The sequence below is a fragment of the Bradyrhizobium sp. Ce-3 genome (genome assembly GCF_022835695.1).
In the GTDB taxonomy this organism is placed as follows: domain Bacteria; phylum Pseudomonadota; class Alphaproteobacteria; order Rhizobiales; family Xanthobacteraceae; genus Bradyrhizobium.
In genome coordinates this window covers 650,190-671,729 of record NZ_BQUV01000004.1, presented here as the reverse complement: position 1 = coordinate 671,729, position 21,540 = coordinate 650,190, and the positions used below count along the sequence as shown (strand labels likewise).

Here is a 21,540-nt window from a genome sequence, read left to right as displayed (position 1 = left end):
GTGGCGCCTGGGTCTCGGGAGCTGGTGGGTTCTGCGGCCGCGGCCGAGCCCCGCCCGCCGCGCAACCTCCGTCCCGACGCGCCGCCGCCGGCTCCGCCGCGGCCGCAGAACCCACCAGCTCCCGAGACCCAGGCGCCACAGGCCCGGCCGGGCGCGCCGCGCCGCGGCCCGGAAGGCGGCCAGCCGCCGGTGCCCCCGGCTTCTCCAGGCGTGCGCGGTTTCCGCGACATCACCGCGGACGCCGACGATCTCGGCCGCGCCGCGGCGCAAGCCAGCCGCAACGCGCGCAAGACCTACGCCAACGTGCCGTCGCCCTCGCCGGAGTTCGACCGGCTGGAGCCGAGCCTGGAAAACCGCGGCGGCGATGGCGAGGCGCCGTATTCCTACGACGAGTCGATCGAGGAAGCCGAGCGCTACACCCCGCAGCCGCCGCAGGGCCCGCCGCCGCAACGGTCGCGGGTCGGCAGCGCCGATCGCGAGCCGAAGCGGCCGCCGCGCGTCGGCTCGATGTTCCCGTTCAAGACCGCGATCGTGATCGGCATCCTGCTGATCCTGGTCGGTACCGGCATCCTGTTCCGGCAGCAGGCCACGACCCTGGTCAGCAGCCTGTTCAAATCCTCCGCGCCCGTCGAGGCTCCGAAGGATGCGTCGACGCCAGCGAGCAAGAAGATCACCGACCGCGTCGGCCAGCCCTCGTCGTCGGGCGAGCCGGTTGCCCCGGTGGCGCAGCGCGTGGTGCTCTATGACGAGGACCCGTCGGATCCGAAGGGCAAGCAATATGTCGGCTCGGTGGTCTGGCGCACCGAGCAGGTCAAGGGATCTGGCAACCAGAAGCCCGACATCGCCGTGCGTGCCGACATCGACATTCCCGATCGCAAGTTCAAGATGACGATGTCGTTCCGCCGCAACACCGATTCATCGCTGCCGGCGAGCCACACCGCGGAATTGACCTTCATCCTGCCGCAGGATTTCGCCAATGGCGGCGTCGGCAACGTTCCGGGCATCCTGATGAAGTCCAACGAGCAGGCCCGCGGCACGCCGCTGGCAGGCCTCGCGGTCAAGGTCACCGACGGCTTCTTCCTGGTCGGCCTCTCCAACGTCGACGCCGACCGCTCGCGCAATCTGCAGCTCCTCAAGGAGCGGTCCTGGTTCGACGTGCCGCTGGTCTACACCAACCAGCGCCGCGCCATCATCGCGATCGAAAAGGGCGCACCGGGCGAGCGCGCCTTCAACGACGCGTTCGCGGCGTGGGGTGAGTAACCGGCGTTGGCCCGCCTCTCGTTCCGCTGTCGTCGCCCGGCTCGACCGGGCGACCCAGTATTCCAGAGACGCCGGCGATTGAATCGACAAGCCGCGGCGTACTGGATGCCCCGCTTTCGCGGGGCATGACACCCGAGGAACGTTGGCGGCCCCTTCCGATTTTCCCCTAGCACCGTCGCGCGACTGCGTTACACTTGACCGACGCCGGGCAAGGGCACGCCATGAAACGCTATCTGATCTTCGCAGCCATCGGGCCGTTCATCGGCGGCTTCCTGCTGCTGCTCATGACCACCTATCAGTCCGGCTACTGGACCGAGACCGATCGCGGCGAGGTGACGAAGCTGCTCGTCGTGTTCGTGAAGTCGCTGCAATACAATTATCTGTTCGGCATCGTGCCGTCGCTGATGTTCGGCGCGATCGACGACATCCTGATGCATGTGCGGCGGATCGCGCCGACGCTGCGGATGCTGATCGTCGGCGCGGTGGCGTTCGTCGGCGCGGCGCTGACCTACGCCTCGCACGGCTCCGAAAGCGGCGCGGTGCAGTTCATCCTGTACGGGCTGGTCGGCTTCATCCCGGGTGTGATCACGTCCTGGCTGGCGCACAAATATGCCGAAGAGCTGCATGTGCCGGCGCAGCCGGCATCGCAGCACTAGATAAAATATACCAAGCCTGTCAGCGAATTAGGCGTCGGGCGGAAGCCTAGCGCGCTGCCTTCATACAACTGTCACATGGACGTCATGTAAACGTAGTCCCAATGTCACATGGCCGCTTTTGTCCTCCCGCGGCCGTGAGGGCGATCAGATGAGCGATGTAGCGTTACCTGGTTCGATCGAGCCTGCGCGGCGACGTGGCGGCCCGGATCTCGAGAAAGGCTTTCATCCGCTCACCGGCATTATCTACCTGGGGGTGATCGGAGCCGCGCTTCTGTTCGTGGCTTACAGCATCTACAGCGATGTCGGCGCGACTACGGCCGGCAAGACCTCCTATGTCGCGTTCCTGCTGCTGTTCGTTGCGCTGCTGATCTCGCTCGGCTTCGAATTCGTCAACGGCTTCCACGACACGGCGAACGCCGTCGCGACCGTGATCTACACGCGCTCGATGCCGGCCCATATCGCCGTCGTCTGGTCGGGCCTGTTCAATCTGATCGGTGTCCTGCTGTCGAGCGGCGCGGTCGCTTTCGGCATTGTCTCCCTGTTGCCGGTCGAACTGATCCTTCAGGTCGGCAGCAGCGCCGGCTTCGCAATGGTGTTCGCACTGCTGATCGCCGCCATCATCTGGAACGTCGGCACCTGGTATTTTGGATTGCCGGCCTCGAGCTCGCACACCCTGATCGGATCGATCATGGGGGTGGGCATCGCGAACGCCCTGATGCACGGACGCGAGGGGACGTCCGGCGTGGACTGGTCGCAGGCCGTCAACACCGGCAAGGCGCTTTTGCTGTCGCCGCTGTTCGGGTTCATGCTTGCGGCGATCCTGCTCTACGGGCTGAAGACTGCATTGCTGCGCGCAACGCCGGCGCTGTTCGGCGAGCCGAGAGGCGATCAGCCGCCGCCGTGGTGGATCAGAGGCATCCTGATCCTGACCTGTACCCTGGTCAGTTTCTTTCATGGATCGAACGACGGCCAGAAAGGCATGGGTCTCATCATGCTGATCCTGATCGGCGTGGTCCCGACCGCCTACGCGCTCAACCGCGCGATGCCCGCGAGCCAGATCGAGGCGTTCACCGCGAATTCGATTGCGGCGAGCAAGGTCGTCGAGGATCGGGGAGCCGATCGCAAGGTCACGGGCAATCCGCGTCCGGTCGTGACGAACTACATCGCGCTTCGGCAGCTCACCGACGATACCTATCCGGCACTCGCCGTTCTGGTCCGCGAAATCAGCGACCAGGTCACTCAGTACGGTTCGCTGGCAAAATTCCCGGCCGAGACCGTCGGCAACACCCGCAACGACATGTACCTGGTATCGGAGGCGCTGCGCTTGCTCATCAAGAGCGGCGATAGCGGGCTGAACGATGCCGATATTGCGACGCTCAACCGCTACAAGGGCTCGCTGGATGCCGCCACCAAATTCATTCCGTCCTGGGTGAAGATCGCGGTCGCCATCGCGCTCGGCCTCGGCACGATGGTCGGCTGGAAACGGATTGTCGTGACGGTCGGCGAGAAGATCGGCAAGACCCATCTGACTTACGCGCAGGGTGCCTGCGCCGAGATCACCGCCGCTATGACCATCGCCGCGGCGGACGGATACGGCTTGCCGGTGTCGACCACGCATGTGCTGTCGTCAGGCATCGCCGGCACCATGACTGCGAACGGGTCCGGCCTGCAATGGTCGACGATCCGCAACATCGCGATGGCCTGGGTCCTGACATTGCCGATGGCGATGCTGATCTCGGGCATTCTCTACTTTGTTTTTGCGCATTTGTTCTAGCCGGCGCCGCAGGGATCTGCGTCCGGGTTCGAGGAAGGGGATTTCGCGTGGCAGATGCAAGTTTCAGCCTTCTGACGGGCAACGATATCGAAACGCGGCTGGTCCGAGCCGGCGGTATCATTTTTCGCGAGGGCGAGCAGGCCAACGAGCTGTTCGTGATCAAGAGCGGCTATGTGCGCATTCAGGTCGGCAACAAGACCATGGCGGACCTCGCGCCTGACACGATCTTTGGCGAAATGGCGTTGATCGACAACGAGCCGCGGAGTGCGACCGCCACGGCGCTGACCGATGTCGAGCTCGTCCCGGTCTCGGAAAAGCAGTTTCTCTTCCTCGTCAGCCAGACGCCGCATTTTGCCCTGAAGGTGATGAGGACGCTGGCCCAGCGGCTCAGAACCATGAACAAGGGCGTCTACTAGAGCGCGAATGAGACAAGGTTGAATCGGAACGCTGCAAACAAAAAGCGGCGGACGTTTCCGTCCGCCGCCGGCGTGATGCAAAGGCCTGCGTGCCCAAATGCTCAGGTGCCATTGGCGCGGCAGCGCCCGCCCGGTCCGAGATACCAGCCGCGCGGACAGGCATGCATCCACGGCTGCGCGTAGTTGCGGCGGCAGCCGCCATAGGGGCCGCGATGCCAGCCGCCGCCGCAGCCGCCGGCGACCGCGATGACATCGGGGTTCTCGGTGGTTGTCACCGGCGCGAGCGGCATGGCGCCGGCGCTGCCGAGCGTCGCGAGAAGGAAGGCGGCCGCAATCAATCTGGTCATGAGTATCGTCCTCTGCTGATGTCAAAAGTCGTTCTTTGAACTCTCAAAAAGATCCGCTGCGCACTCTGCTCATGGTCTCCTCTGGCTGGCCCGCTTGTGTGCGGAGGCTCACGTTGAGCGGCTCTTCCGGCTGCGAGCCGGCGCCATCGGTAAGCCCCCGGCGGCACGCGCGTCTTGGACTGGGAAGCGCCGGAAGATTCCGGACTTGGACTATCCGGCGCTGTGCACAGGGCCGGTGGCTTTCATCCGCCGTTCATCTCGCGGCAGCCAGACTGTCGGCCAGCACCTTGGTCCCGTCCTTCCGATGTCCGTCATCAAGAAAAGGCTGTCGACCGACATGCTGCCGCCAGGTCTCGGCGAGCGGCAGCGCTACATGTTCTTCGCCGAACTGTTCGAGCATTTTTCCAACACCGGCGAGCTCGACCCGTCGCCAGCGGTGCCGTTTCGCGCGACGATGAATTCGATTCATATCGGCACCACCATGCTCGGCCGTTGCAACGGCAGCTTCACCAGGGTGCGGCGCGAGCGGCGCCAGGTGCTGGCGACCAATGACGACCGCTATTGCCTGGCGCGCAACACCGGCGACCGGGCCTCGACCGTGAGCCATCGCGGGCGCGAATTCCAGATGCGGCCGGGCGCGATGGTGCTGTTCAAGCTCGACGAGCCGTTCTTCACGGCCGACGGCGCCCACCACAAGCGCTTCACCAACGTGCATCTGCCGATGACGACGTTGCGATCCATGGTCGCCGGCGTCGATGACCTGGTCGGCCGCGAGCTCGCGCCGGGCGGCGCGCTGTCGCTGGCGATGGACTATAGCGATCTGCTGCTGCAATCGCCCGATGCCGTCGATGAGGCCGGCTTCGCCATCGCGGCGCATCTGCTGGATCTCGCAGCCCTCGGCCTCGGCGCCCGCGGCGATCTTGCGGCCGCAGCGCAACGCCGCGGGCTTCGCGCAGTCAGGCTGAAGTCGCTGCTGACGATCGTCGCCAAGCGCTTCACCGAGCCGGATTTCTCCGCCCACAAGCTCGCCGCCGCGACCGGCCTGTCGGAGCGCTATGTCAACGAGCTGCTCTATGAGGCCGGCGCGAGCTTCACCATGCGGCTGACCGAATTGCGGTTGACCAAGGCTGCTGAGTTGCTGGTCCGTGACGCCGAGCGGCGGATCAGCGACATCGCGTTCGATTGCGGGTTCAACGATCTGTCCTACTTCAACCGCTGCTTCCGCCGCCGCTTCGGCTTGACGCCGTCGGCGGCGCGCGGCACGTGATGCTTGAACGCGACACGGCCTTGAATGTGACACAGTGGTAATGTGACGCAACTTGAACCGACTGCCTGCGTTACCATGTGATGGCCATGCCCGAGGACGACATCTTCACGCCCCACGCCACGCGATCGCGGCCGCCCTTTGGCGGGGCGCAGGCGCGCGGCAAGGTCATCGATCAGGATGGGCACGAGCTCGCCGACGGCCTGCTGCATCCGCAGTTCCAAGGGTTTCAACAAGGCTTTCAGTTCGACTTCCGCAACTCCACCGCCAACCCGTTCGGCAATCTGACGCGCGAGGAGCGGCTGGCGCGGCTCGAGATGATCGCAAGGCTGCTCGACGTCGCCTTCGTCGTGCCGGGCACCAATGTCCGCTACGGCATCGACGGGCTGATCGGCCTGATCCCGGTGGTCGGCGATATCATCACCACGGCGATCTCACTGTGGCTGGTGCGCGAGGCCCGCCTGCTCGGCGCGCCCTGGCACATCACCGCGCGGATGCTCGCCAATGTCGCGGTCGACGGCGTGATCGGCATGGTGCCGGTGGCGGGCGACGCTTTCGACGTCATGTTCCGCGCCAATATCCGCAATGTGCGGATGCTGCGGCGCTGGCTCGACAAGCAGCCGCGCCGCGCATAATCCGGAAAACCGTGCGGCGGTGTTCCTTCGCGACAAACGCAAGGCGTTTGCACCGAGATGATGCGCCGGAGAGTTCCTTCAAAAAACAAAAGCCCCCGGATCGATCCGAGGGCTTTTCGTTGGGCGAGGCGCGGAAGCTTATGCGGCGTCAGCGTCGGTCTGGCTGGCGGCCGGGCGCGGACGACGCGGCAGCGGGAAGGCCTCGCTCTCATAGAGCGAGCGGATGCCGTTCTGGTCGAAACGGGCTTCCTCGACCTGCAGATAGGCGCCGTTCAGCGAATCCGACGGCAACTGCTCCATCGCGAACTGCACGGCCTCGGCAGCGGTGCCGAAACGGCGGTAGGCGAAACCCGCCCGCTTCTTCTTGCGGATCGCGGCAGGGAACAGTTCGGCTGATGTGTTATAGTTGAACGGACGCAGGGGACGCATGGTCGACGACCTCTTGTGTTCTTGTCAGTTAGCGTGGCGCAAGGGGTTTTGGGGGACGGCGGCCTATTCTCGGCGGCGCACCGTACATGTCATTTCGATCCCTAATATAGGCCTCTTTGACAAAAATGCGACCCCAGAAGCGCCCCTGACAGGGCACATGCTGAATCCGCGCATAGCACGCGGTTCGATCGAATAAGTTCATCTATTTCAGTGACTTATAGGCCTCAAATCTTGTCGAGCCAGGCCAGGATCGCGACCACGATCAAAATCACCCCGAAAAGGCCCATTCCGGAGTGGCCGAGCCCATAGCCATAGCCGCGGATCCGGCCGCTATAGCCGCCCAACAGGACAATCAGCAGAACGATGATGAGGATCAGTCCAAGCGACATGGCGCCCTCCTCAGAACGGGCGGCAGCCGCACGGGCGAGACGCCTACGGCCCCGCAATTCCGGATCAAAGCACATTCCGGCCCGCGAGTCGTTAAAGCCTCCGGCCGATCCTGAGGATGTAGTGGTGCCGTCCGCCGAAAACAAAGCCCCGCGCAACCGATTCCGGTCGCGCGGGGCGTCGATGACTGCCTGCCGCTACTTCTTCTCGTCCAGCTTCAGCGCCGCCGAGTTGATGCAGTAGCGCAGGCCGGTCGGGCCGGGGCCGTCGTTGAAGACGTGGCCGAGATGGCCGTCGCATTTCGAGCACAGCACCTCGGTGCGGATCATGCCGTGGCTCATGTCGCGCTCCTCGTCGACATGGCTCTCGGCCGCGGGCTTGGAGAAGCTCGGCCAGCCGCAGCCGGAATCGAACTTCTGATCGGACTCGAACAGCGTCTGGCCGCAGCCGGCGCAGACATAGGTGCCCTCGCGGGGATCGTGCTCATATTCGCCGGTGAAGGGCCGCTCGGTCGCCTTCTCGCGCAGCACGGCGTACTGCATCGGCGACAGTTCCTTGCGCCACTCGGCTTCGCTCTTGCGGACCTTGCCGTCGGTTTTGGTATCGGACATTCAACCTCCTTTGCGAGATGCTCAGTTGGTGGCCTTGGTGCTGCCCACCAACGTCGGCTTCTCGATGTAGTTCTCTGCAAAAATCTTCTTCAGGTTCTCGACCTTCGGGATGTCGTTATAGGCAATATAGGGCTGGCTCGGGTGCAGCGTCAGATAGTCCTGGTGGTAGCCCTCCGCCGGATAGAACGCCTCCAGCGCGCCGACCTTGGTGACGATCGGCTTCTTGTAGACCTTGGCGGCGTTGAGCTGGGCGATATAGGCGTCCGCCACCTTCTTTTGCTCGTCGCTGGTGGTGAAGATCGCCGAGCGATATTGCGTGCCGGAGTCGGGGCCCTGGCGGTTCAGCTGGGTCGGGTCGTGCACGACCGAGAAGAAGATCTGCAGGATCTTGCCGTAGGAGATCTTCTGCGGGTCGTACTTGATCTCGACCGACTCGGCATGGCCGGTGCTGCCGGTCGAAACCTTCTCGTAGTCGGCATTCGCCTTGCTGCCGCCGGAGTAGCCGGACACCGCGCTGACGACGCCGGCGGTGTGCTGGAACACACCCTGCACACCCCAGAAGCAGCCGCCGGCGAGCACCGCGGTCTTGATGCCGGTTTCCGGCGCGCTCGCGGCCGACGGCGGGATGATCACGGCGTCCTCGGCGGCAAGCGAGGGCGCAACGGCAAAAGCTGTGACGGCCAGCGCGCCGATCGCGGCGGCGCACAGCGTGAGACGGCTGAGGGAGCTCTTGGGCATGGGTTCCTCGTGGGATCGCAATTGGGGGCCAGTCTAGAGCGGGAGCCGGCATTGGGAAATCGGGCCGGTGCGCGCTGACGTCTCAAAATACGGGCACAGGGGCGTTTTGTTACAGCGCCGGCCACACGGTTTCGTGAGGGAAATCAGCGAGGTTCAGGGCTGGCGGTGATGGATTTTTGCCCGCGGCCTCTCCACGCCCGTCGTCCTGGCGAAGGCCAGGACCCATAACCACCGAATGCAACTGCAGGCGGGGTCGTGGCCCCAGCGTCCCGCACAACAAGCGGCCGGGGTAATGGGTCCTGGCTTTCGCCAGGACGACGCTGAATGTTGGTGTCGCCTGCGAGGCTTTCACACCACCACGCTCAGACGCTTCGCCGCCCGTGTGATCCCCGTATAGAGCCACCTTGCGCGGCTGTCCTGGAACGCAAAGCTCTCGTCGAACAGCACGACGTCGTCCCATTGCGAACCCTGCGACTTGTGCACGGTCAGTATGTATCCGTAGTCGAACTCGTCATAGGGCTTGCGCTGCTCCCACGGAATGCCCTCGATGCCGCCGTCGAAGCATTCGCCGCGCACCGAGACCTTGGTGACCTTGTGGCCGAAATCCTCATCCGGCATCACGCGCATGGTGATGATCCTGGATTTCGACTGCGCCCGCGCCTTGACCCGCCACAGCCCGCCGTTGAACAGCGCCTTCTTGCGGTTGTTGCGCAGGCAGACCAGCTTGTCGCCGGCGACGGGGAGGGGATCCTCGATGTTCAGCCGTTGCCGCATCCGCATGTTGTAGGCGCGGCGGGTGTTGTTGCGGCCGACCAGCACCTGGTCGGCGCCCATCACGCGGTCCGGATCGAGCTCCTTGCGCGACACCACCTCGCTCTCGCCGTGCCGGCCGATCTCGAGCTCGCGGCCCTCGCGGATGTCCATCGACATCCGCACGATCGGATCGTCCTGGGCCTGGCGGTGCACTTCGGTCAGCATCGCGTCGGGCTCGGCATCGGTGAAGAAGCCGCCGCCCTGGATCGGCGGCAATTGCGCGGGATCGCCGAGCACCAGCAGCGGGCACTCGAACGACATCAGATCGCGGCCGAGCTCGGCGTCGACCATCGAGCATTCGTCGATCACGATCAGCTTGGCCTTCGAGGCCGGCGCATCGTCCCACAATTCGAAGCTCGGCTGCTCGACGCCGGACTCGCGGGCGCGGTAGATCAGCGAATGGATCGTGGAGGCGCTGTCGCAGCCCTTGTTGCGCATCACCAGCGCCGCCTTGCCGGTGAAGGCCGCAAATTTCACCTCGCCGTCGACGCCCTCGGCGATGTGCTGGGCGAGCGTGGTCTTGCCGGTTCCGGCATAGCCGAACAGGCGGAACACCGGCGGCGTGCCGTTCTTGCCCGGCTTGGCCTTGAGCCAGTCGGCAACGGCTTTCAGCGCGGAGTCCTGGTGCGGCGTAAAGGTGGTCATGGGGCTTTCGGAAGAATGAGCGCGCGACCGATAGCGCCGCGACTCAACGCAGCACAAGCTAAACATTCATGCGTTCCAGGCAAGCCGCCTCCCGCTGCACGGAATTGGAGTTTCGCCCCCGAGGCTGGACTTGGCTTGCCCCGCCACTAGACTGACCGAAAACAACAAGCGGTCGGGACCACGACAAGTGGTCGAGCACCCGGCCTTGGGAGTGACGCCATGAAATTCGGCATCTTTTACGAGCTGCAACTGCCGCGCCCCTGGAACGACGGCGACGAGCTCCGTCTCTACCAGAACGCGCTGACGCAACTGGAGACCGCTGACCGGCTCGGCTACGACTACGCTTGGGTCGTCGAGCATCATTTCCTCGAGGAATATTCGCACTCGCCGGCGCCGGAATCCTTCCTCGCCGCCGCGAGCCAGCGCACCAGGAACATCCGGCTCGGCCACGGCATCTTCCAGCTCACCACCAATCATCCGGCGCGCGTCGCCGAGCGGGTCGCGGTGCTCGATCTGCTCTCGAATGGCCGCTGCGAGTTCGGCATGGGCGAGAGCGCCTCGATCACCGAGCTGACGCCGTTCGGCCGCGACATGGAGACCAAGCGCGAGGTGTTCGAGGAGGCGGTCAGCGCGATCTTCCCGATGTTCACCAAAGTCGGCACCGAGCATCACGGCAAGTATTTCGACATCCCGCTGCGCAACGTCGTGCCGAAGCCGGTGCAGAAGCCGCATCCGCCGCTGTGGATGGCGTGCTCGCAATTGCCGACCATCGAACGCGCCGGGCAGAACGGGTTCGGCGCGCTCGGCTTCCAGTTCGTCAGCGCCGAGGCGGCGCACGCCTGGGTGCACGCCTATTACAACGCGATCACCAAGCGGCTGAACAAGCTCGCCGACTATGAGATCAATCCCAACATGGCGCTGGTCTCGTTCTTCATGTGCGCGGAAACGGATGAAGAGGCGCGCCGCCGCGCCGACGGCGCGACGTTCTTCCAGTTCGCGCTGCGTTATTACGGCCAGGCGCAGAACCGGCAGCGGCCGGCGCCCGGGACCGTCAACATGTGGGACGAGTACAACAAGTGGAAGCGCGAGAATCCCGAGGCACAGGAGGCCGCATTGCGCGGCGGCCTGATCGGTTCGCCCGAAACATTGCGCAAGAAGCTGCGACGCTTCCGCGCCTCGCATATCGATCAGGTGATTCTGCTCAACCAGGCCGGCAAGAACACCCATGAGCACATCTGCGAGTCGCTCGAATTGTTCGGCAAGGAGGTGATGCCGGAGTTCCAGCGCGATCCCGAGCATGATGCCTGGAAGAAGGGCGTGCTCGACGGCTCGATCCAGCTCGAGGAGATCGACACCCAGGCGTTCTCGGACCGCTACGGTAAACTCGCGGTCAATGTCGGCCCGAAGACCGCAGCCGCGGGCTGATCAATTCCTGAAGCTTGGGCTCTGATTGAATCAGAGCCCAAGCTTCAGATTCTTGTTTGACGCGTTTTCTTCACGCGAACCGGTGTCCACTTCGCTCGAAAACGCTCCTGTGCAGCCACCTCGCGATCGCGTGAAGAAAATAATTCGCTACGCGCGACCTGCGCCTTGAACGAAACGGCACGCGCGATGCCTGCACCGAAGTGCGGGCATCGCTATTTTTGTGCGGTGCTCGACAGCTTCATTCGCGCGCCCCATCATCCTGACAACACGTGATCGTGCAGCGCGAGTGCGCGCGTGATCGTCAGGAGATTCTTGGAATGAAGCGTCGTGAGTTCCTTAGACTTTCGCTCGGCACTGCCGCGGCGGCTGCGCTGTCGCAGCGCGCGCTGGCGCAGACGGGCGTGAAGGAAATTCGTATCGGCTATCAGAAGAACGGCGTGCTGGTCATCGCGCGGCAGCGGGCGACCTTGGAAAATCATTTCAAGCCGCAGGGTATCGAAGTGAGGTGGGTCGAGTTTTCCTCCGGCCCGCCGATGATGGAGGCGATGAACGTCGGTAGCATCGACTATGGCGCGGTCGGCGATTCACCCCCGGTGTTCGCGCAGGCCGCAGGTGCTGCGATCGTCTACGCCGCGGGGCAGCCGATCACCAATGGGCAGGGCATCCTGGTGCCGCAGACCTCGCCGATCCAGTCGATCGCCGAGCTCAAGGGCAAGCGCATCGGTTTCACCAAGGGCTCCAGCGCCCATAACATTACGGTGCAGACGCTGGAGAAGGCGGGGCTGACCTATGCCGATATCACGCCGGTCTATCTGACGCCGCCGGACGCGGGTCCTGCGTTCGCCAATGGCAGCATCGATGCCTGGGCGATCTGGGATCCCTACTTTGCGATCGGCGAGACCAAGCAGAACGGCCGCGTGCTGGTCAACGCGCACGAGATCACCAAGACCAACTCGTTCTACATCGCCAATCGCGACTTCGCGAAGAACAACGGAAGCATCCTGCAACAGATCATCGACGTCACGGCATCCACTGCGGCTTGGGCGGAGACGCACCGCGACGAGGTTGCCAAATCGTTGAGCGCGGTCACCGGCATCGCGCTGGATATCCAGACCATCGCCGCCGACCGGTCGTCGTTCAAGGTCGGCCCCGTCACCGACGACATCATCGCGACCCAGCAGGGTGTCGCCGACCGCTTCTTCAAGCTGGGCCTGATTCCAAGGCAGATCGCGATCCGCGACATCGTCTGGCGCAACACCCAGACCTGATCGCACGGCTCAGTCAGTTCTTGGTCAATTCAATGCAGGGGACATTTCCATGACGCGTTTGTTTCGACGCTGGGTTGCCCGCGCGGTGCTGTCGGTGAGCATCGTCGCCGCGACCGTCGGCGCCTCCTACGGCCAGGACAAGGTCGTCCGCATCGGCTACCAGAAATACGGCAAGCTGGTGCTGTTGAAGAGCAAGGGCTCGCTCGAGGAGAAGCTGAAATCGGTCGGCTACAAGGCGGTGTGGACCGAGTTTCCGTCCGGGCCGCCGCTGCTCGAGGCGCTCAATGTCGGTGCGATCGATTTCGGCAACACCGGCGAGGCGCCGCCGATCTTCGCACAGGCCGCAGGGGCGCCGATCCAGTATGTCGCCTACGAGCCGCCGGCGCCGAAGGGCGAAGCGATCCTGGTGCCGAAGGACAGCCCGATCAAGTCGGTCGCTGATCTCAGAGGCAAGAAGGTCGCGCTGAACAAGGGCTCCAACGTCCACTATCTGCTGGTGAAGGCGCTGGAGAAAGCCGGCGTCAAATATTCCGATGTCGAGGTGGCCTATCTCGCGCCCGCCGATGCGCGCGCGGCGTTCGAGCGCGGCGCAGTCGACGCCTGGGTGATCTGGGATCCGTTCCAGGCCGCGGCGGAGGCGGCGACCGCGCCCGCACGCTTGCCGACGGCACCGGCATCGTCGCCAACTATCAGTTCTACTTCGCCTCGAAGCAGTTCCTGCAGACCGATCCGAAGATCGTCGAGCTGGTGCTGGCGCAGCTCGGCGAGGTCGATGACTGGGCCAGGGGCGATATCCACGCCGTTGCCGAACAGCTGGCGCCGACCATCGGCCTGTCGGTGCCGGTGGTGGAGGTCGCGCTGAAGCGGCAGTCCTATGGCATCAAGCCGGTCACCGATGGCGTGATCGCCGATCAGCAACAGGTCGCCGACACGTTCTTCGCGCTCGGCCTGATCCCCAAACACATCAAGATTTCCGACGTCGCATGGAGACCGGGCACGTGAGCACCCCAACCAACGCCAACGCCAATATCCTCTGGTTCCTGCCGACCCACGGCGACAGCCGCTATCTCGGCACGTCGATCGGCGGCCGCGAGGTGAACTTCAACTATCTGCGCCAGATCGCGCAGGCCGCGGATCAGCTCGGCTATTACGGCGTGCTGCTGCCGACCGGGCGCAGCTGCGAGGACTCCTGGGTGGTGGCGTCAGCCGTCGCGCCCTGGACCGAGCGTCTGCGCTATCTGGTGGCGGTCAGGCCCGGCCTGCAATCGCCGAGCGTGGCCGCGCGCATGACCGCGACCTTGGACCGGCTGTCGAACGGCCGTCTGTTGATCAACGTCGTCACGGGTGGCGATCCGATCGAGAACAAGGGTGACGGCATCTTCCTCGACCACGATGAGCGCTACGCGGTGACGCGTGAGTTCCTCAACGTCTACAGCGATCTGCTCGCGGGCAAGACCGTCAATGTCGAGGGCCAGCATATCCGGATCGAGGACGGCCGCCTGCTGTTCAATCCCGTGCAATCGCCGCGGCCGCCGCTGTATTTCGGCGGCTCGTCGGATGCGGGCATCGACGTCGCGGTCGACACCGTCGACAAATATCTGACCTGGGGCGAGCCGCCGGCGCAGGTCGCCGAGAAGATCGCCAAGGTCAAGGCCGTCGCCGCGCAGCGCGGCCGCAAGCTGTCGTTCGGTATCCGCCTGCATGTCATCGTGCGCGAGACCAATGCCGAGGCGTGGAAGGCAGCCGACGAGCTGATCCAGTACGTCACCGACGACACGGTGGCCGCCGCGCAGAAGATCTTCGCGCGGATGGACTCGGTCGGCCAGCAGCGCATGGCCGAGCTGCATGGCGGCCGTCGCGACCAGCTCGAGATCAGCCCGAACCTGTGGGCCGGCGTCGGCCTGGTGCGCGGCGGCGCCGGCACCGCGCTGGTCGGCGATCCCCAGACTGTGGCCGCGCGGATCAAGGAGTATCAGGACATCGGCGTCGATAGCTTCATCATGTCGGGCTATCCGCATCTCGAGGAGGCCTACCGCTTCGCCGAGCTGGTGTTCCCGCTGTTGTCGCTGACGCAAGGCGGCAACGTGACGCCGATCCGCGTCAACACCGGGCCGTTCGGTGAGACCGTCGGCAATGACTACCGTCCGCAGAAGCAGGCATCGCAATCATGAGCTTGATCGATTCACTCCCGCGCCGCAAAGCGTTTTCTAGCGAAGTGGATGCCGGTTCGCGTGAAGAAAACGCGTCAAAGCAAAAATCTGGAGATCCGTTCCGATCCGATCGGAACGGAAATAGCTCCAGCGCGCCAAAGTTACCCAAGGTCGACGGCCTGATTCCCTGGATCGTGCCGCTTGCCATCGTTTTGATCTGGCAGCTGGCATGCGTCACCGGCTTCGTTCCCTCGCGCGTGTTGCCGGCGCCGACCGATGTCGCGCTCGCCGGCTGGAAGCTGCTGCTCTCGGGCGAACTCGTCCGCAACATCTGGGTCAGCTTCTGGCGGGCCTCGATCGGCTTTTTGATCGGCGGCGGCATCGGCTTTGCCTTTGGCCTCGCCAACGGGTGGTCGCAGCTGTCGGCCAAGCTCACCGACACCACCTTGCAGATGGTGCGCAACATCCCGCATCTGGCGCTGATCCCGCTGGTCATCCTGTGGTTCGGCATCGACGAGTCGGCCAAATTGTTCCTGGTCGCGCTCGGCGTGTTCTTCCCGATCTATCTCAACACGCTGCACGGCATCCGCACCGTCGATCCGCAGCTGATCGAGATGGGCCGCATCTACGGCATGACCGACGGCGAGCTGTTCCGCCGGGTGATCTTCCCGGGCGCGCTGCCCTCGATCTTCGTCGGCCTGCGCTTCGCGCTCGGCATCATGTGGCTGACCCTGATCGTCGCCGAGACCATCGCGGCCTCGTCGGGCCTCGGCTACATGGCGATGCAGGCGCGCGAGTTCATGCTGATCGACGTCGTCGTGCTGTCGATCCTGATCTACGCCTTGCTCGGCAAGCTCGCCGACAGCGCCTCGCGGGGGCTGGAGCGGCTGACCCTGTCGTGGCACCCCGCATTCCAGAAGAAGTGAGAATGAGCATGCAAGAAGCACTTCGTTTCCGGCCCGTCGACGCCGAACCGGTCGACCGCGCCGACATCGTCGCGAAGTCGCGGCATTTGCGGCGCGTGACGGAAGGTACGGCCCGCGGCCTGTCGCTGACCATCCGCGGCCTGCGCAAGGCGTTCGGCGACAATGAGGTGCTGCGCGGCATCGACCTGCATATTCCCGCGGGACAGTTCGTCGCGATTGTCGGCCGCAGCGGTTGCGGCAAGAGCACGCTGCTGCGCCTGATCGCCGGCCTCGACGCACCGACGGCGGGCAGCATCGCCTTCGGCGAACAGCCGCGGGCGCAGGACGTCCGCGTCATGTTCCAGGAGCCCCGCCTGCTGCCGTGGGCGCGGGTGCTGTCCAATGTCGAGGTCGGTCTGGGGCGCGAGCGCTCGTCCGCCGACGCGCAGGCGCGCGCCGAGCGGGCGCTGGTCGAGGTCGGCCTCGGCGACAAGCGCGGCCAGTGGCCGTCGGTGCTCTCGGGCGGCCAGAAGCAGCGCGTGGCGCTGGCCCGCGCGCTGGTCAGCCAGCCGCGCGTGCTGGCGTTCGACGAGCCGCTCGGTGCGCTCGACGCGCTGACCCGGATCTCGATGCAGCAATTGCTGGAGCGGGTCTGGCGCGACCAGGGCTTTACCGCGATCCTGGTGACGCATGACGTTGCCGAGGCGGTCGCGCTTGCCGACCGCGTGCTTGTCATCGAGGACGGCCGCATCGCCGAGGACGTCACGATCGACCTGCCGCGGCCTCGCCGGCGCGGTTCAGCCGAACTCGCCGCGCTGGAAGGCGAGATCCTGAAACATCTGCTCGAAGGCAGCGAAGACCCGCAGTGAGGTTGCCATGAACTCCGTCGTCCGCAACGTTTCGATCGAGCCCGCGGTGTCGGCCGCTGACCTCCGTGGCGCGATGCGTCAGCTTACCGGCGGCGTCAGCGTCATCACGGCCGGCAGGGGCAGAGACATCTCGGGAATGACGGTGACCTCGGTATCGTCGCTGTCGGTCGAGCCGCCGTCGCTGATCGTCAGCATCAACCGCGCCGCCTCGTCATGGCCGCTGATCGCGCGCCACGGCGTGTTCGGCGTCAACATCCTGAACGCGGACCAGCGCGAGATCGCCGAGCGCTTCACCGGCATGGGCGGCCTGAAGGGCGCCGAGCGGTTCACCGGCGCCGAATGGACGACGCGCGCGTCAGGCGTGCCGCTGCTGGTCGGCGCGCTCGCGGCGGTCGATTGCGAGGTCGAGGAGATCATCGAGCGGCATTCGCACGCGATCGTCATCGGCCGCGTGCTCGACGTGATCGCGTCGCAACGCACCGCCGCGCTGGCGTATTGGCACGGCGAGTATGTCGCGATCGACCACGAGGAAGACGCCGCCAGGCTGGCCGAGGTCAGCCTGCCGTCGCGCCACGTCCACGGCCGCGGCGTGCGTTAGAGCGCTTTCGGCGAAGTGGATAGCGGTTCGCGTGAAGAAAACGCGTCAGAACAACAGGCTGGAGCCTCGGCTCTGAAGCGCTAGCTCATGATCGCGGTCAAGGTCGCGGGCGTGTCGATGACCACGGTGCTGCCGCGGACACCGGACCAGACCGCCTGAACAGTCTGCGCCGCGTTGCCGAGCGGAACGCCAACGACCAGCGTGGTCGGGACGCGGCCAAAGCTCGCAGGCGTGCCCTCGTTGTAGGTGAAGCCTGCGACGACCCCGGACATCACGCCATTGACGGTGATCCCGAAGCTCCCGCCAGGCGTATTGTTGCCCTCGGCGTAGGGGAACGGGACGTTCAGGATGACGATGGAGGTTATGCCGACGCCCTCGGGGAGCGTTATCGAAAGGCCGTTGATCGGGGTAAAGGAAGCCGAGTTGGTGGACAGGGTGCCGCTGGTCTGCGCGTAAAGGGCCATATCACTCTCCAGTTGTCAAAGAACGCTAAAGCAATAGGAGATTGTGTAAGGCAACCGCGTTCGGGTTTCAAGGGAGGAACGGCGACAAGGCCGGCGCGGCATGTTGGCCGTGGCGCTTTCCCGATCGGCGCATTAAATGGCGCGGATGTTTCGGAGAGGTGACGGCTGGATGAAGCGCGCAGGAACCTGGCTGTTCTATCTCGTCGGCGCAATCGCCGTCGCCTATCTCGCGCTCTATGCCTATGTGACGTTCACCGGCCGGGAGATCACGCCGGGTGACCCGATCCGGATCTTCCGCAAGCCCGACGCGCCCAGCTATTCCTGATCCGAGGCGAGCGGCTGGACCTGCTCCGCCGCTTCCGCTGTCTCAGCCGGCGCTCGCCATGCGCTGATAATCGGGCGCGCCATTGCCGGCCGGGGTGATCGGGATGCCGCCGTCGGCATATTCGTTCAGCTTGTTGCGCAGCGTGCGGATCGAGATGCCGAGGATGTTGGCGGCATGGGTCCGGTTGCCGAGGCAGTGCTTCAGGGTTTCCAGGATCAGGTCGCGCTCGACGTCGGCAACGGTGCGGCCGACCAGCGCGCGTGTGACCTGCTCGGCGGCCAGCGTGGCGTGCGCCACGGCGGGTGCGGTCTTGGCGAGGTCGAGACGGTCGCCGTCGGGGGTCAGGATCGCGTCGGCGCCGATCTCGTCGCCCTGTGCCATCAGCACCGAGCGGTGGATGGTGTTCTCGAGCTCGCGGACGTTGCCCTGCCAGCGGTTGGTCGACAGCACCCGGCGGGCTTCGGCCGAGATCGGGCGAACCGGCACGCCGTTGGCCTCGGCATATTTCTTGGCGAAGTGCAGCGACAATTCGAGGATGTCGGCCGGCCGGTCGCGCAGCGGCGGGATCTTCAGATTGACGACGTTGAGGCGGAACAGCAGGTCCTCGCGGAACGAGCCCTCGCGCACCGCCTCCGACAGGTTGCGGTTCGAGGTCGCGATGATGCGGATGTCGACCGGGACCGGCTTGGTGCCGCCGACCCGGTCGATCACGCGCTCCTGGATCGCGCGCAGCAGCTTGGATTGCAGCCGCACGTCCATCTCGGAGATTTCGTCGAGCAGCAGCGTGCCGCCGGTGGCTTCCTCGAACTTGCCGATGCGGCGGGCCACCGCGCCGGTGAAGGCGCCCTTCTCATGGCCGAACAGCTCGGATTCCAGCAGGTGCTCCGGGATCGCGGCGCAGTTGATCGAGATGAACGGCCGCTTGGCGCGGGCCGAGCGGGAATGGACGTAGCGCGCCAGCACCTCCTTGCCGGTGCCGGACTCGCCGGTGATCATCACCGAGGCGTCGGAGCCCGCGATCTGCTGCGCCAGCTTGATCACCCGGCCCATCGCCTCGTCGCGCCAGATCAGGTCGCGGGCGTCGTTGGCGACCGCGGCGAGCACCGCTGCGATCAGCTCGGGGTCGGGCGGCAGCGGGATGTATTCCTTGGCGCCGGCATGGATCGCGGCGACCGCGGCACGGGCGTCGTTGGAAATGCCGCAGGCGACGATCGGAACGTGGATGTGCTCGGCCTCGAGCCGCATCACGAGGTCGCGGATGTCGAGCCCGACATCGACCAGCAAGAGGTCGGCGCCCTTGCCGCCGCGCAGCACGTTCATCGCCTGTTCGGCGGCCTCGGCGTGGGTCACCGAGGCGCCGTTGTCCATCGCGATCTTGGTCGCGGTCGTGAGCTGGCCCTTCAGGGTGCCAACGATGAGAAGCCGCATGATGATCTCCTGTTCGTCTGGTCGCGCAGGTTCCGCGCGCTACCGTTGCATTCGTTTAAGAGCGTTCTGCCTTGATGATTTCGGTCATGGTCACGCCGAGCTTGTCTTCCACCAGCACCACTTCGCCACGCGCCACCAGGCGGTTGTTGACGTAGATGTCGATCGCCTCGCCGACGCGGCGGTCGAGCTCGAGCACGGTGCCCGGTCCGAGCTTCAGCAGGTCGCCGACGTCCATCTTGGACCGGCCGAGCACCGCCGAGACCTGCACCGGCACGTCGAACACGGCTTCGAGGTCGGCCGCGATGCGGGCGGCGTTTTCATCCTCGTTGTAGCCGATGTCGTCGATCCCGGGCGCGTCGGCGGCGTTGAGATCGGGAAGCGGGACTTGGGTGTCGGTGTCGCTCATGGTTCAGCCCTCAATCCTTCAGCCGGTCTGGCCGCGGGACGCCAGATAGCGCCCGACGAGTTCGTTGATCTTGCCTTCGATCGCGGCGCGCTCCAGCACCACGCCGCCATCGGCCCATTCGATCCGGCAGTCGCCGTTCGCGATCGCCGGCTCCGCCAGGATCACCAGCCGGCCCTGGAAGCCGGAATGCGCCGCCATCTGCTCGATGCTCTGATGCGCCGCGTCGTACAGCGCGTCGTTGATGCGGACCACGAGATGCGGGGTCGCCACCAGATGCGAGAAGCAGTCGGAGACCAGCGCGGTGATCTCGCCGAGCGGCTCGCGCGCGATCAGCTCGGAGCAGAGCTTGCGGGCGACCGCGACCGCGACATCGACGGCCTCGGTCTCCATCCGCGTCTCGATGCCGGCAAAGCGGGCCGCGATGGCCTTGATCGCGGTGCCGATCTCCTCCAGCGCCAGCGCCGTGCGGCGGTCGCTCTCGACCTTGGCTTCGCGCAGCGCGGCTTCATAGCCGGCGCGATAAGCCCGCGCCTCGGCGTCGGCGACCTTCTGCGCGACTTCGGCCGGGGTCGGCGCGCGCTCGCGGGCGCGGTCCGGGGCCGAGAAGTCGGTGTCGAACAGGAATTTTGCGGGTGCGGCCATCAGTACACCAGCTCGTCGTCGGCGCGGTTCTTGGTCAGCGTGATCTCGCCGCGGGCGGCGAGATCCTTGGCGAGGTTGACCAGCAGCGCCTGCGCCTCGTCGACGTCGCGCAGCCGCACCGGGCCCATCGCCGCCATGTCGTCCATCAGCATCTTGCCGGCGCGCGAGGACATGTTGCCGAGGAAGAAGCTGCGCACCTCCTCATTGGCGCTCTTCAGCGCGACGCCGAGCTTGTCCTTGTCGATGTTGCGCATCAGGGTCTGGGCCGAGGCGGCATCGAGCTTGATCAGATCGTCGAAGGTGAACATCAGCGCCTTGATGCGCTCGGCGGATTCGCGGTTTTCCTCTTCCAGCGAGGTGATGAAGCGGGTCTCGGTCTGGCGGTCGAAATTGTTGAAGATCTCGGCCATCACCTCGTGGGCGTCGCGGCGGCGGGTCTGCGACAGGTTCGACATGAACTCGGTGCGCAGCGTCTGCTCGACGCGCTCGATGACTTCCTTCTGCACCGCCTCCATCCGCAACATGCGGCCGACCACGTCGAGCGCGATGTCCTCGGGCAGGATCGCCAGCACGCGGGCGGCGTGCTCCGGCTTCAGCTTCGACAGCACCACGGCGATGGTCTGCGGGTACTCGTTCTTGAGATAGTTGGCGAGCACCTCTTCCTGCACGTTGGAGAGCTTCTCCCACATGTTGCGGCCGGCGGGGCCACGGATCTCGTCCATGATGCCGGTGACGCGCTCGGCCGGCAGGTACTGCTGCAGCAGCCGCTCGGTGGCGTCGAAATTGCCCATCAGCGCGCCGGAGGCCGACATCCGCGAGACGAATTCCAGCATTAGGTCCTCGACCACGTCGGCCTCGACCGTGCCGAGCGTCGACATGTGCACCGACAGCTCGCGGACCTCCTCGTCGTCGAGCATCGACCAGATCTTGCCGCCATACTGCTCGCCGAGCGCCAGCATCAGGATCGCGGCGCGCTTCGGGCCGGGCAGCGGCTTGCCCTTGGGGCGCGCGCTCTGCCGGTTCGCCAGCGTCGACAGGACGGTGGCGATATCGTTGGCGTTGGTGGTCTGGGGTACGGCGGCCAT

At 65.3% G+C, this 21,540-nt stretch carries 24 protein-coding genes and 1 pseudogene; 14 read left to right on the top strand and 11 right to left on the bottom strand.

All coding sequences use genetic code 11. The features are described from left to right. From BRSPCE3_RS17820 to BRSPCE3_RS17805, 4 genes are all read left to right on the top strand, one after another. A partial coding sequence (locus tag BRSPCE3_RS17820) for a hypothetical protein (RefSeq protein WP_244067242.1) occupies positions 1-1,260 on the top strand: 1,260 nt, incomplete at its 5' end. Between the two features lie 221 nt (positions 1,261-1,481). Next, positions 1,482-1,916, top strand: coding sequence for a DUF5413 family protein (locus BRSPCE3_RS17815; protein ID WP_244067241.1), 435 nt, complete (start codon positions 1,482-1,484; stop codon positions 1,914-1,916). 148 nt (positions 1,917-2,064) lie between these two features. After that, entirely contained in the window at positions 2,065-3,690 is a 1,626-nt protein-coding gene (locus BRSPCE3_RS17810) for an inorganic phosphate transporter (RefSeq protein WP_244067240.1), read from the top strand. Then, positions 3,588-4,106, top strand: a complete 519-nt coding sequence (locus BRSPCE3_RS17805) for a Crp/Fnr family transcriptional regulator (protein WP_244067239.1) — start codon at positions 3,588-3,590, stop codon at positions 4,104-4,106. Before BRSPCE3_RS17810 ends, BRSPCE3_RS17805 begins: the two co-directional genes overlap by 103 nt. A gap of 101 nt (positions 4,107-4,207) precedes the next feature. Here the strand turns inward: BRSPCE3_RS17805 and BRSPCE3_RS17800 are convergent, their stop codons facing one another. Further along, complete coding sequence (locus tag BRSPCE3_RS17800) at positions 4,208-4,453, bottom strand: CPW-WPC family protein (RefSeq protein WP_244067238.1); 246 nt, start codon at positions 4,451-4,453, stop codon at positions 4,208-4,210. Positions 4,454-4,757: 304 nt separating this feature from the next. On the opposite strand from BRSPCE3_RS17800, the gene BRSPCE3_RS17795 reads away from it, so the two are divergent. Next, on the top strand, positions 4,758-5,720 hold the full coding sequence (locus BRSPCE3_RS17795; RefSeq protein ID WP_244067237.1) for an AraC family transcriptional regulator: 963 nt from the start codon (positions 4,758-4,760) through the stop codon (positions 5,718-5,720). 80 nt (positions 5,721-5,800) lie between these two features. Beyond that, positions 5,801-6,352 carry a DUF4112 domain-containing protein gene (locus BRSPCE3_RS17790; RefSeq protein ID WP_244067236.1) on the top strand — a complete coding sequence of 184 codons (552 nt, stop codon included), beginning with the start codon at positions 5,801-5,803 and terminating at the stop codon, positions 6,350-6,352. A gap of 138 nt (positions 6,353-6,490) precedes the next feature. Here BRSPCE3_RS17790 and BRSPCE3_RS17785 read toward each other — a convergent pair whose 3' ends face one another. The 5 genes from BRSPCE3_RS17785 to BRSPCE3_RS17765 all read right to left on the bottom strand — a co-directional run bounded on the left by BRSPCE3_RS17785 (position 6,491) and on the right by BRSPCE3_RS17765 (position 9,975). Continuing rightward, the gene (locus BRSPCE3_RS17785) at positions 6,491-6,781 is read right to left on the bottom strand and encodes a hypothetical protein (protein WP_244067235.1); all 291 of its coding nucleotides are present in this window, start codon (positions 6,779-6,781) and stop codon (positions 6,491-6,493) included. 224 nt (positions 6,782-7,005) lie between these two features. Then, positions 7,006-7,170: a DUF3309 family protein gene (locus tag BRSPCE3_RS17780; protein WP_244067234.1), complete on the bottom strand. Its 165-nt coding sequence runs from the start codon at positions 7,168-7,170 to the stop codon at positions 7,006-7,008. Positions 7,171-7,365: 195 nt separating this feature from the next. Next, positions 7,366-7,779: a peptide-methionine (R)-S-oxide reductase MsrB gene (gene msrB, locus BRSPCE3_RS17775; RefSeq protein ID WP_244067233.1), complete on the bottom strand. Its 414-nt coding sequence runs from the start codon at positions 7,777-7,779 to the stop codon at positions 7,366-7,368. Between the two features lie 21 nt (positions 7,780-7,800). Further along, the gene (gene msrA, locus BRSPCE3_RS17770; RefSeq protein WP_244067232.1) at positions 7,801-8,517 is read right to left on the bottom strand and encodes a peptide-methionine (S)-S-oxide reductase MsrA; all 717 of its coding nucleotides are present in this window, start codon (positions 8,515-8,517) and stop codon (positions 7,801-7,803) included. A gap of 348 nt (positions 8,518-8,865) precedes the next feature. Beyond that, positions 8,866-9,975: an ATP-dependent RecD-like DNA helicase gene (locus BRSPCE3_RS17765; RefSeq protein WP_244067231.1), complete on the bottom strand. Its 1,110-nt coding sequence runs from the start codon at positions 9,973-9,975 to the stop codon at positions 8,866-8,868. 219 nt (positions 9,976-10,194) lie between these two features. Between BRSPCE3_RS17765 and BRSPCE3_RS17760 the strand changes: the two genes are divergently transcribed. The 7 genes and pseudogenes from BRSPCE3_RS17760 to BRSPCE3_RS17730 all read left to right on the top strand — a co-directional run bounded on the left by BRSPCE3_RS17760 (position 10,195) and on the right by BRSPCE3_RS17730 (position 17,190). Further along, positions 10,195-11,400 carry an LLM class flavin-dependent oxidoreductase gene (locus BRSPCE3_RS17760; RefSeq protein WP_244067230.1) on the top strand — a complete coding sequence of 402 codons (1,206 nt, stop codon included), beginning with the start codon at positions 10,195-10,197 and terminating at the stop codon, positions 11,398-11,400. Positions 11,401-11,717: 317 nt separating this feature from the next. Further along, positions 11,718-12,668, top strand: coding sequence for a sulfonate ABC transporter substrate-binding protein (locus tag BRSPCE3_RS17755; RefSeq protein ID WP_244067229.1), 951 nt, complete (start codon positions 11,718-11,720; stop codon positions 12,666-12,668). Positions 12,669-12,717: 49 nt separating this feature from the next. Further along, positions 12,718-13,670: pseudogene (locus tag BRSPCE3_RS17750) on the top strand (sulfonate ABC transporter substrate-binding protein). Then, positions 13,652-14,839: an FMNH2-dependent alkanesulfonate monooxygenase gene (gene ssuD / locus BRSPCE3_RS17745; protein WP_244067228.1), complete on the top strand. Its 1,188-nt coding sequence runs from the start codon at positions 13,652-13,654 to the stop codon at positions 14,837-14,839. Before BRSPCE3_RS17750 ends, ssuD begins: the two are co-directional and overlap by 19 nt. 158 nt (positions 14,840-14,997) lie before the next feature. Beyond that, positions 14,998-15,744 carry an ABC transporter permease subunit gene (locus BRSPCE3_RS17740; RefSeq protein ID WP_244067271.1) on the top strand — a complete coding sequence of 249 codons (747 nt, stop codon included), beginning with the start codon at positions 14,998-15,000 and terminating at the stop codon, positions 15,742-15,744. Between the two features lie 8 nt (positions 15,745-15,752). Continuing rightward, entirely contained in the window at positions 15,753-16,592 is an 840-nt protein-coding gene (locus BRSPCE3_RS17735) for an ATP-binding cassette domain-containing protein (protein ID WP_244067270.1), read from the top strand. Between the two features lie 7 nt (positions 16,593-16,599). Beyond that, entirely contained in the window at positions 16,600-17,190 is a 591-nt protein-coding gene (locus BRSPCE3_RS17730) for a flavin reductase family protein (protein ID WP_244067227.1), read from the top strand. An 80-nt stretch (positions 17,191-17,270) separates the two neighbouring features. On the opposite strand, the gene BRSPCE3_RS17725 is transcribed toward BRSPCE3_RS17730, so the two are convergent. Then, positions 17,271-17,654, bottom strand: coding sequence for a hypothetical protein (locus BRSPCE3_RS17725; RefSeq protein ID WP_244067226.1), 384 nt, complete (start codon positions 17,652-17,654; stop codon positions 17,271-17,273). Between the two features lie 169 nt (positions 17,655-17,823). Here BRSPCE3_RS17725 and BRSPCE3_RS17720 point away from each other — a divergent pair, with 169 nt between their 5' ends. Then, positions 17,824-17,979, top strand: a complete 156-nt coding sequence (locus tag BRSPCE3_RS17720; RefSeq protein WP_244067225.1) for a hypothetical protein — start codon at positions 17,824-17,826, stop codon at positions 17,977-17,979. 42 nt (positions 17,980-18,021) lie between these two features. On the opposite strand, the gene BRSPCE3_RS17715 is transcribed toward BRSPCE3_RS17720, so the two are convergent. From BRSPCE3_RS17715 to fliG, 4 genes are read right to left on the bottom strand one after another with little or no spacing between them, the layout of a single operon-like run. Next, positions 18,022-19,407 (bottom strand): sigma-54-dependent Fis family transcriptional regulator, encoded by a 1,386-nt coding sequence (locus tag BRSPCE3_RS17715; protein WP_244067224.1) that lies wholly within the window; start codon positions 19,405-19,407, stop codon positions 18,022-18,024. A 55-nt stretch (positions 19,408-19,462) separates the two neighbouring features. Beyond that, positions 19,463-19,813, bottom strand: a complete 351-nt coding sequence (gene fliN / locus BRSPCE3_RS17710) for a flagellar motor switch protein FliN (RefSeq protein WP_050631817.1) — start codon at positions 19,811-19,813, stop codon at positions 19,463-19,465. An 18-nt stretch (positions 19,814-19,831) separates the two neighbouring features. Continuing rightward, the gene (locus BRSPCE3_RS17705; RefSeq protein WP_244067223.1) at positions 19,832-20,455 is read right to left on the bottom strand and encodes a FliH/SctL family protein; all 624 of its coding nucleotides are present in this window, start codon (positions 20,453-20,455) and stop codon (positions 19,832-19,834) included. After that, positions 20,455-21,540 carry a flagellar motor switch protein FliG gene (gene fliG / locus BRSPCE3_RS17700; protein ID WP_029079136.1) on the bottom strand — a complete coding sequence of 362 codons (1,086 nt, stop codon included), beginning with the start codon at positions 21,538-21,540 and terminating at the stop codon, positions 20,455-20,457. The genes BRSPCE3_RS17705 and fliG overlap by 1 nt, the downstream gene beginning before the upstream one ends.

Bases quoted from the DNA above. Each gene is read 5' to 3' on its own strand.
- BRSPCE3_RS17815 (WP_244067241.1), top strand. From the start codon at position 1,482: ATGAAACGCTATCTGATCTTCGCAGCCATCGGGCCGTTCATCGGCGGC.
- BRSPCE3_RS17810 (WP_244067240.1), top strand. From the start codon at position 2,065: ATGAGCGATGTAGCGTTACCTGGTTCGATCGAGCCTGCGCGGCGACGT.
- BRSPCE3_RS17805 (WP_244067239.1), top strand. From the start codon at position 3,588: ATGGTCGACGATCCGCAACATCGCGATGGCCTGGGTCCTGACATTGCC.
- BRSPCE3_RS17800 (WP_244067238.1), bottom strand. From the start codon at position 4,453: ATGACCAGATTGATTGCGGCCGCCTTCCTTCTCGCGACGCTCGGCAGC.
- BRSPCE3_RS17795 (WP_244067237.1), top strand. From the start codon at position 4,758: ATGTCCGTCATCAAGAAAAGGCTGTCGACCGACATGCTGCCGCCAGGT.
- BRSPCE3_RS17790 (WP_244067236.1), top strand. From the start codon at position 5,801: ATGGCCATGCCCGAGGACGACATCTTCACGCCCCACGCCACGCGATCG.
- BRSPCE3_RS17785 (WP_244067235.1), bottom strand. From the start codon at position 6,781: ATGCGTCCCCTGCGTCCGTTCAACTATAACACATCAGCCGAACTGTTC.
- BRSPCE3_RS17780 (WP_244067234.1), bottom strand. From the start codon at position 7,170: ATGTCGCTTGGACTGATCCTCATCATCGTTCTGCTGATTGTCCTGTTG.
- msrB (WP_244067233.1), bottom strand. From the start codon at position 7,779: ATGTCCGATACCAAAACCGACGGCAAGGTCCGCAAGAGCGAAGCCGAG.
- msrA (WP_244067232.1), bottom strand. From the start codon at position 8,517: ATGCCCAAGAGCTCCCTCAGCCGTCTCACGCTGTGCGCCGCCGCGATC.
- BRSPCE3_RS17765 (WP_244067231.1), bottom strand. From the start codon at position 9,975: ATGACCACCTTTACGCCGCACCAGGACTCCGCGCTGAAAGCCGTTGCC.
- BRSPCE3_RS17760 (WP_244067230.1), top strand. From the start codon at position 10,195: ATGAAATTCGGCATCTTTTACGAGCTGCAACTGCCGCGCCCCTGGAAC.
- BRSPCE3_RS17755 (WP_244067229.1), top strand. From the start codon at position 11,718: ATGAAGCGTCGTGAGTTCCTTAGACTTTCGCTCGGCACTGCCGCGGCG.
- ssuD (WP_244067228.1), top strand. From the start codon at position 13,652: ATGGAGACCGGGCACGTGAGCACCCCAACCAACGCCAACGCCAATATC.
- BRSPCE3_RS17735 (WP_244067270.1), top strand. From the start codon at position 15,753: ATGCAAGAAGCACTTCGTTTCCGGCCCGTCGACGCCGAACCGGTCGAC.
- BRSPCE3_RS17730 (WP_244067227.1), top strand. From the start codon at position 16,600: ATGAACTCCGTCGTCCGCAACGTTTCGATCGAGCCCGCGGTGTCGGCC.
- BRSPCE3_RS17725 (WP_244067226.1), bottom strand. From the start codon at position 17,654: ATGGCCCTTTACGCGCAGACCAGCGGCACCCTGTCCACCAACTCGGCT.
- BRSPCE3_RS17720 (WP_244067225.1), top strand. From the start codon at position 17,824: ATGAAGCGCGCAGGAACCTGGCTGTTCTATCTCGTCGGCGCAATCGCC.
- BRSPCE3_RS17715 (WP_244067224.1), bottom strand. From the start codon at position 19,407: ATGCGGCTTCTCATCGTTGGCACCCTGAAGGGCCAGCTCACGACCGCG.
- fliN (WP_050631817.1), bottom strand. From the start codon at position 19,813: ATGAGCGACACCGACACCCAAGTCCCGCTTCCCGATCTCAACGCCGCC.
- BRSPCE3_RS17705 (WP_244067223.1), bottom strand. From the start codon at position 20,455: ATGGCCGCACCCGCAAAATTCCTGTTCGACACCGACTTCTCGGCCCCG.
- fliG (WP_029079136.1), bottom strand. From the start codon at position 21,540: ATGGCCGCCGTACCCCAGACCACCAACGCCAACGATATCGCCACCGTC.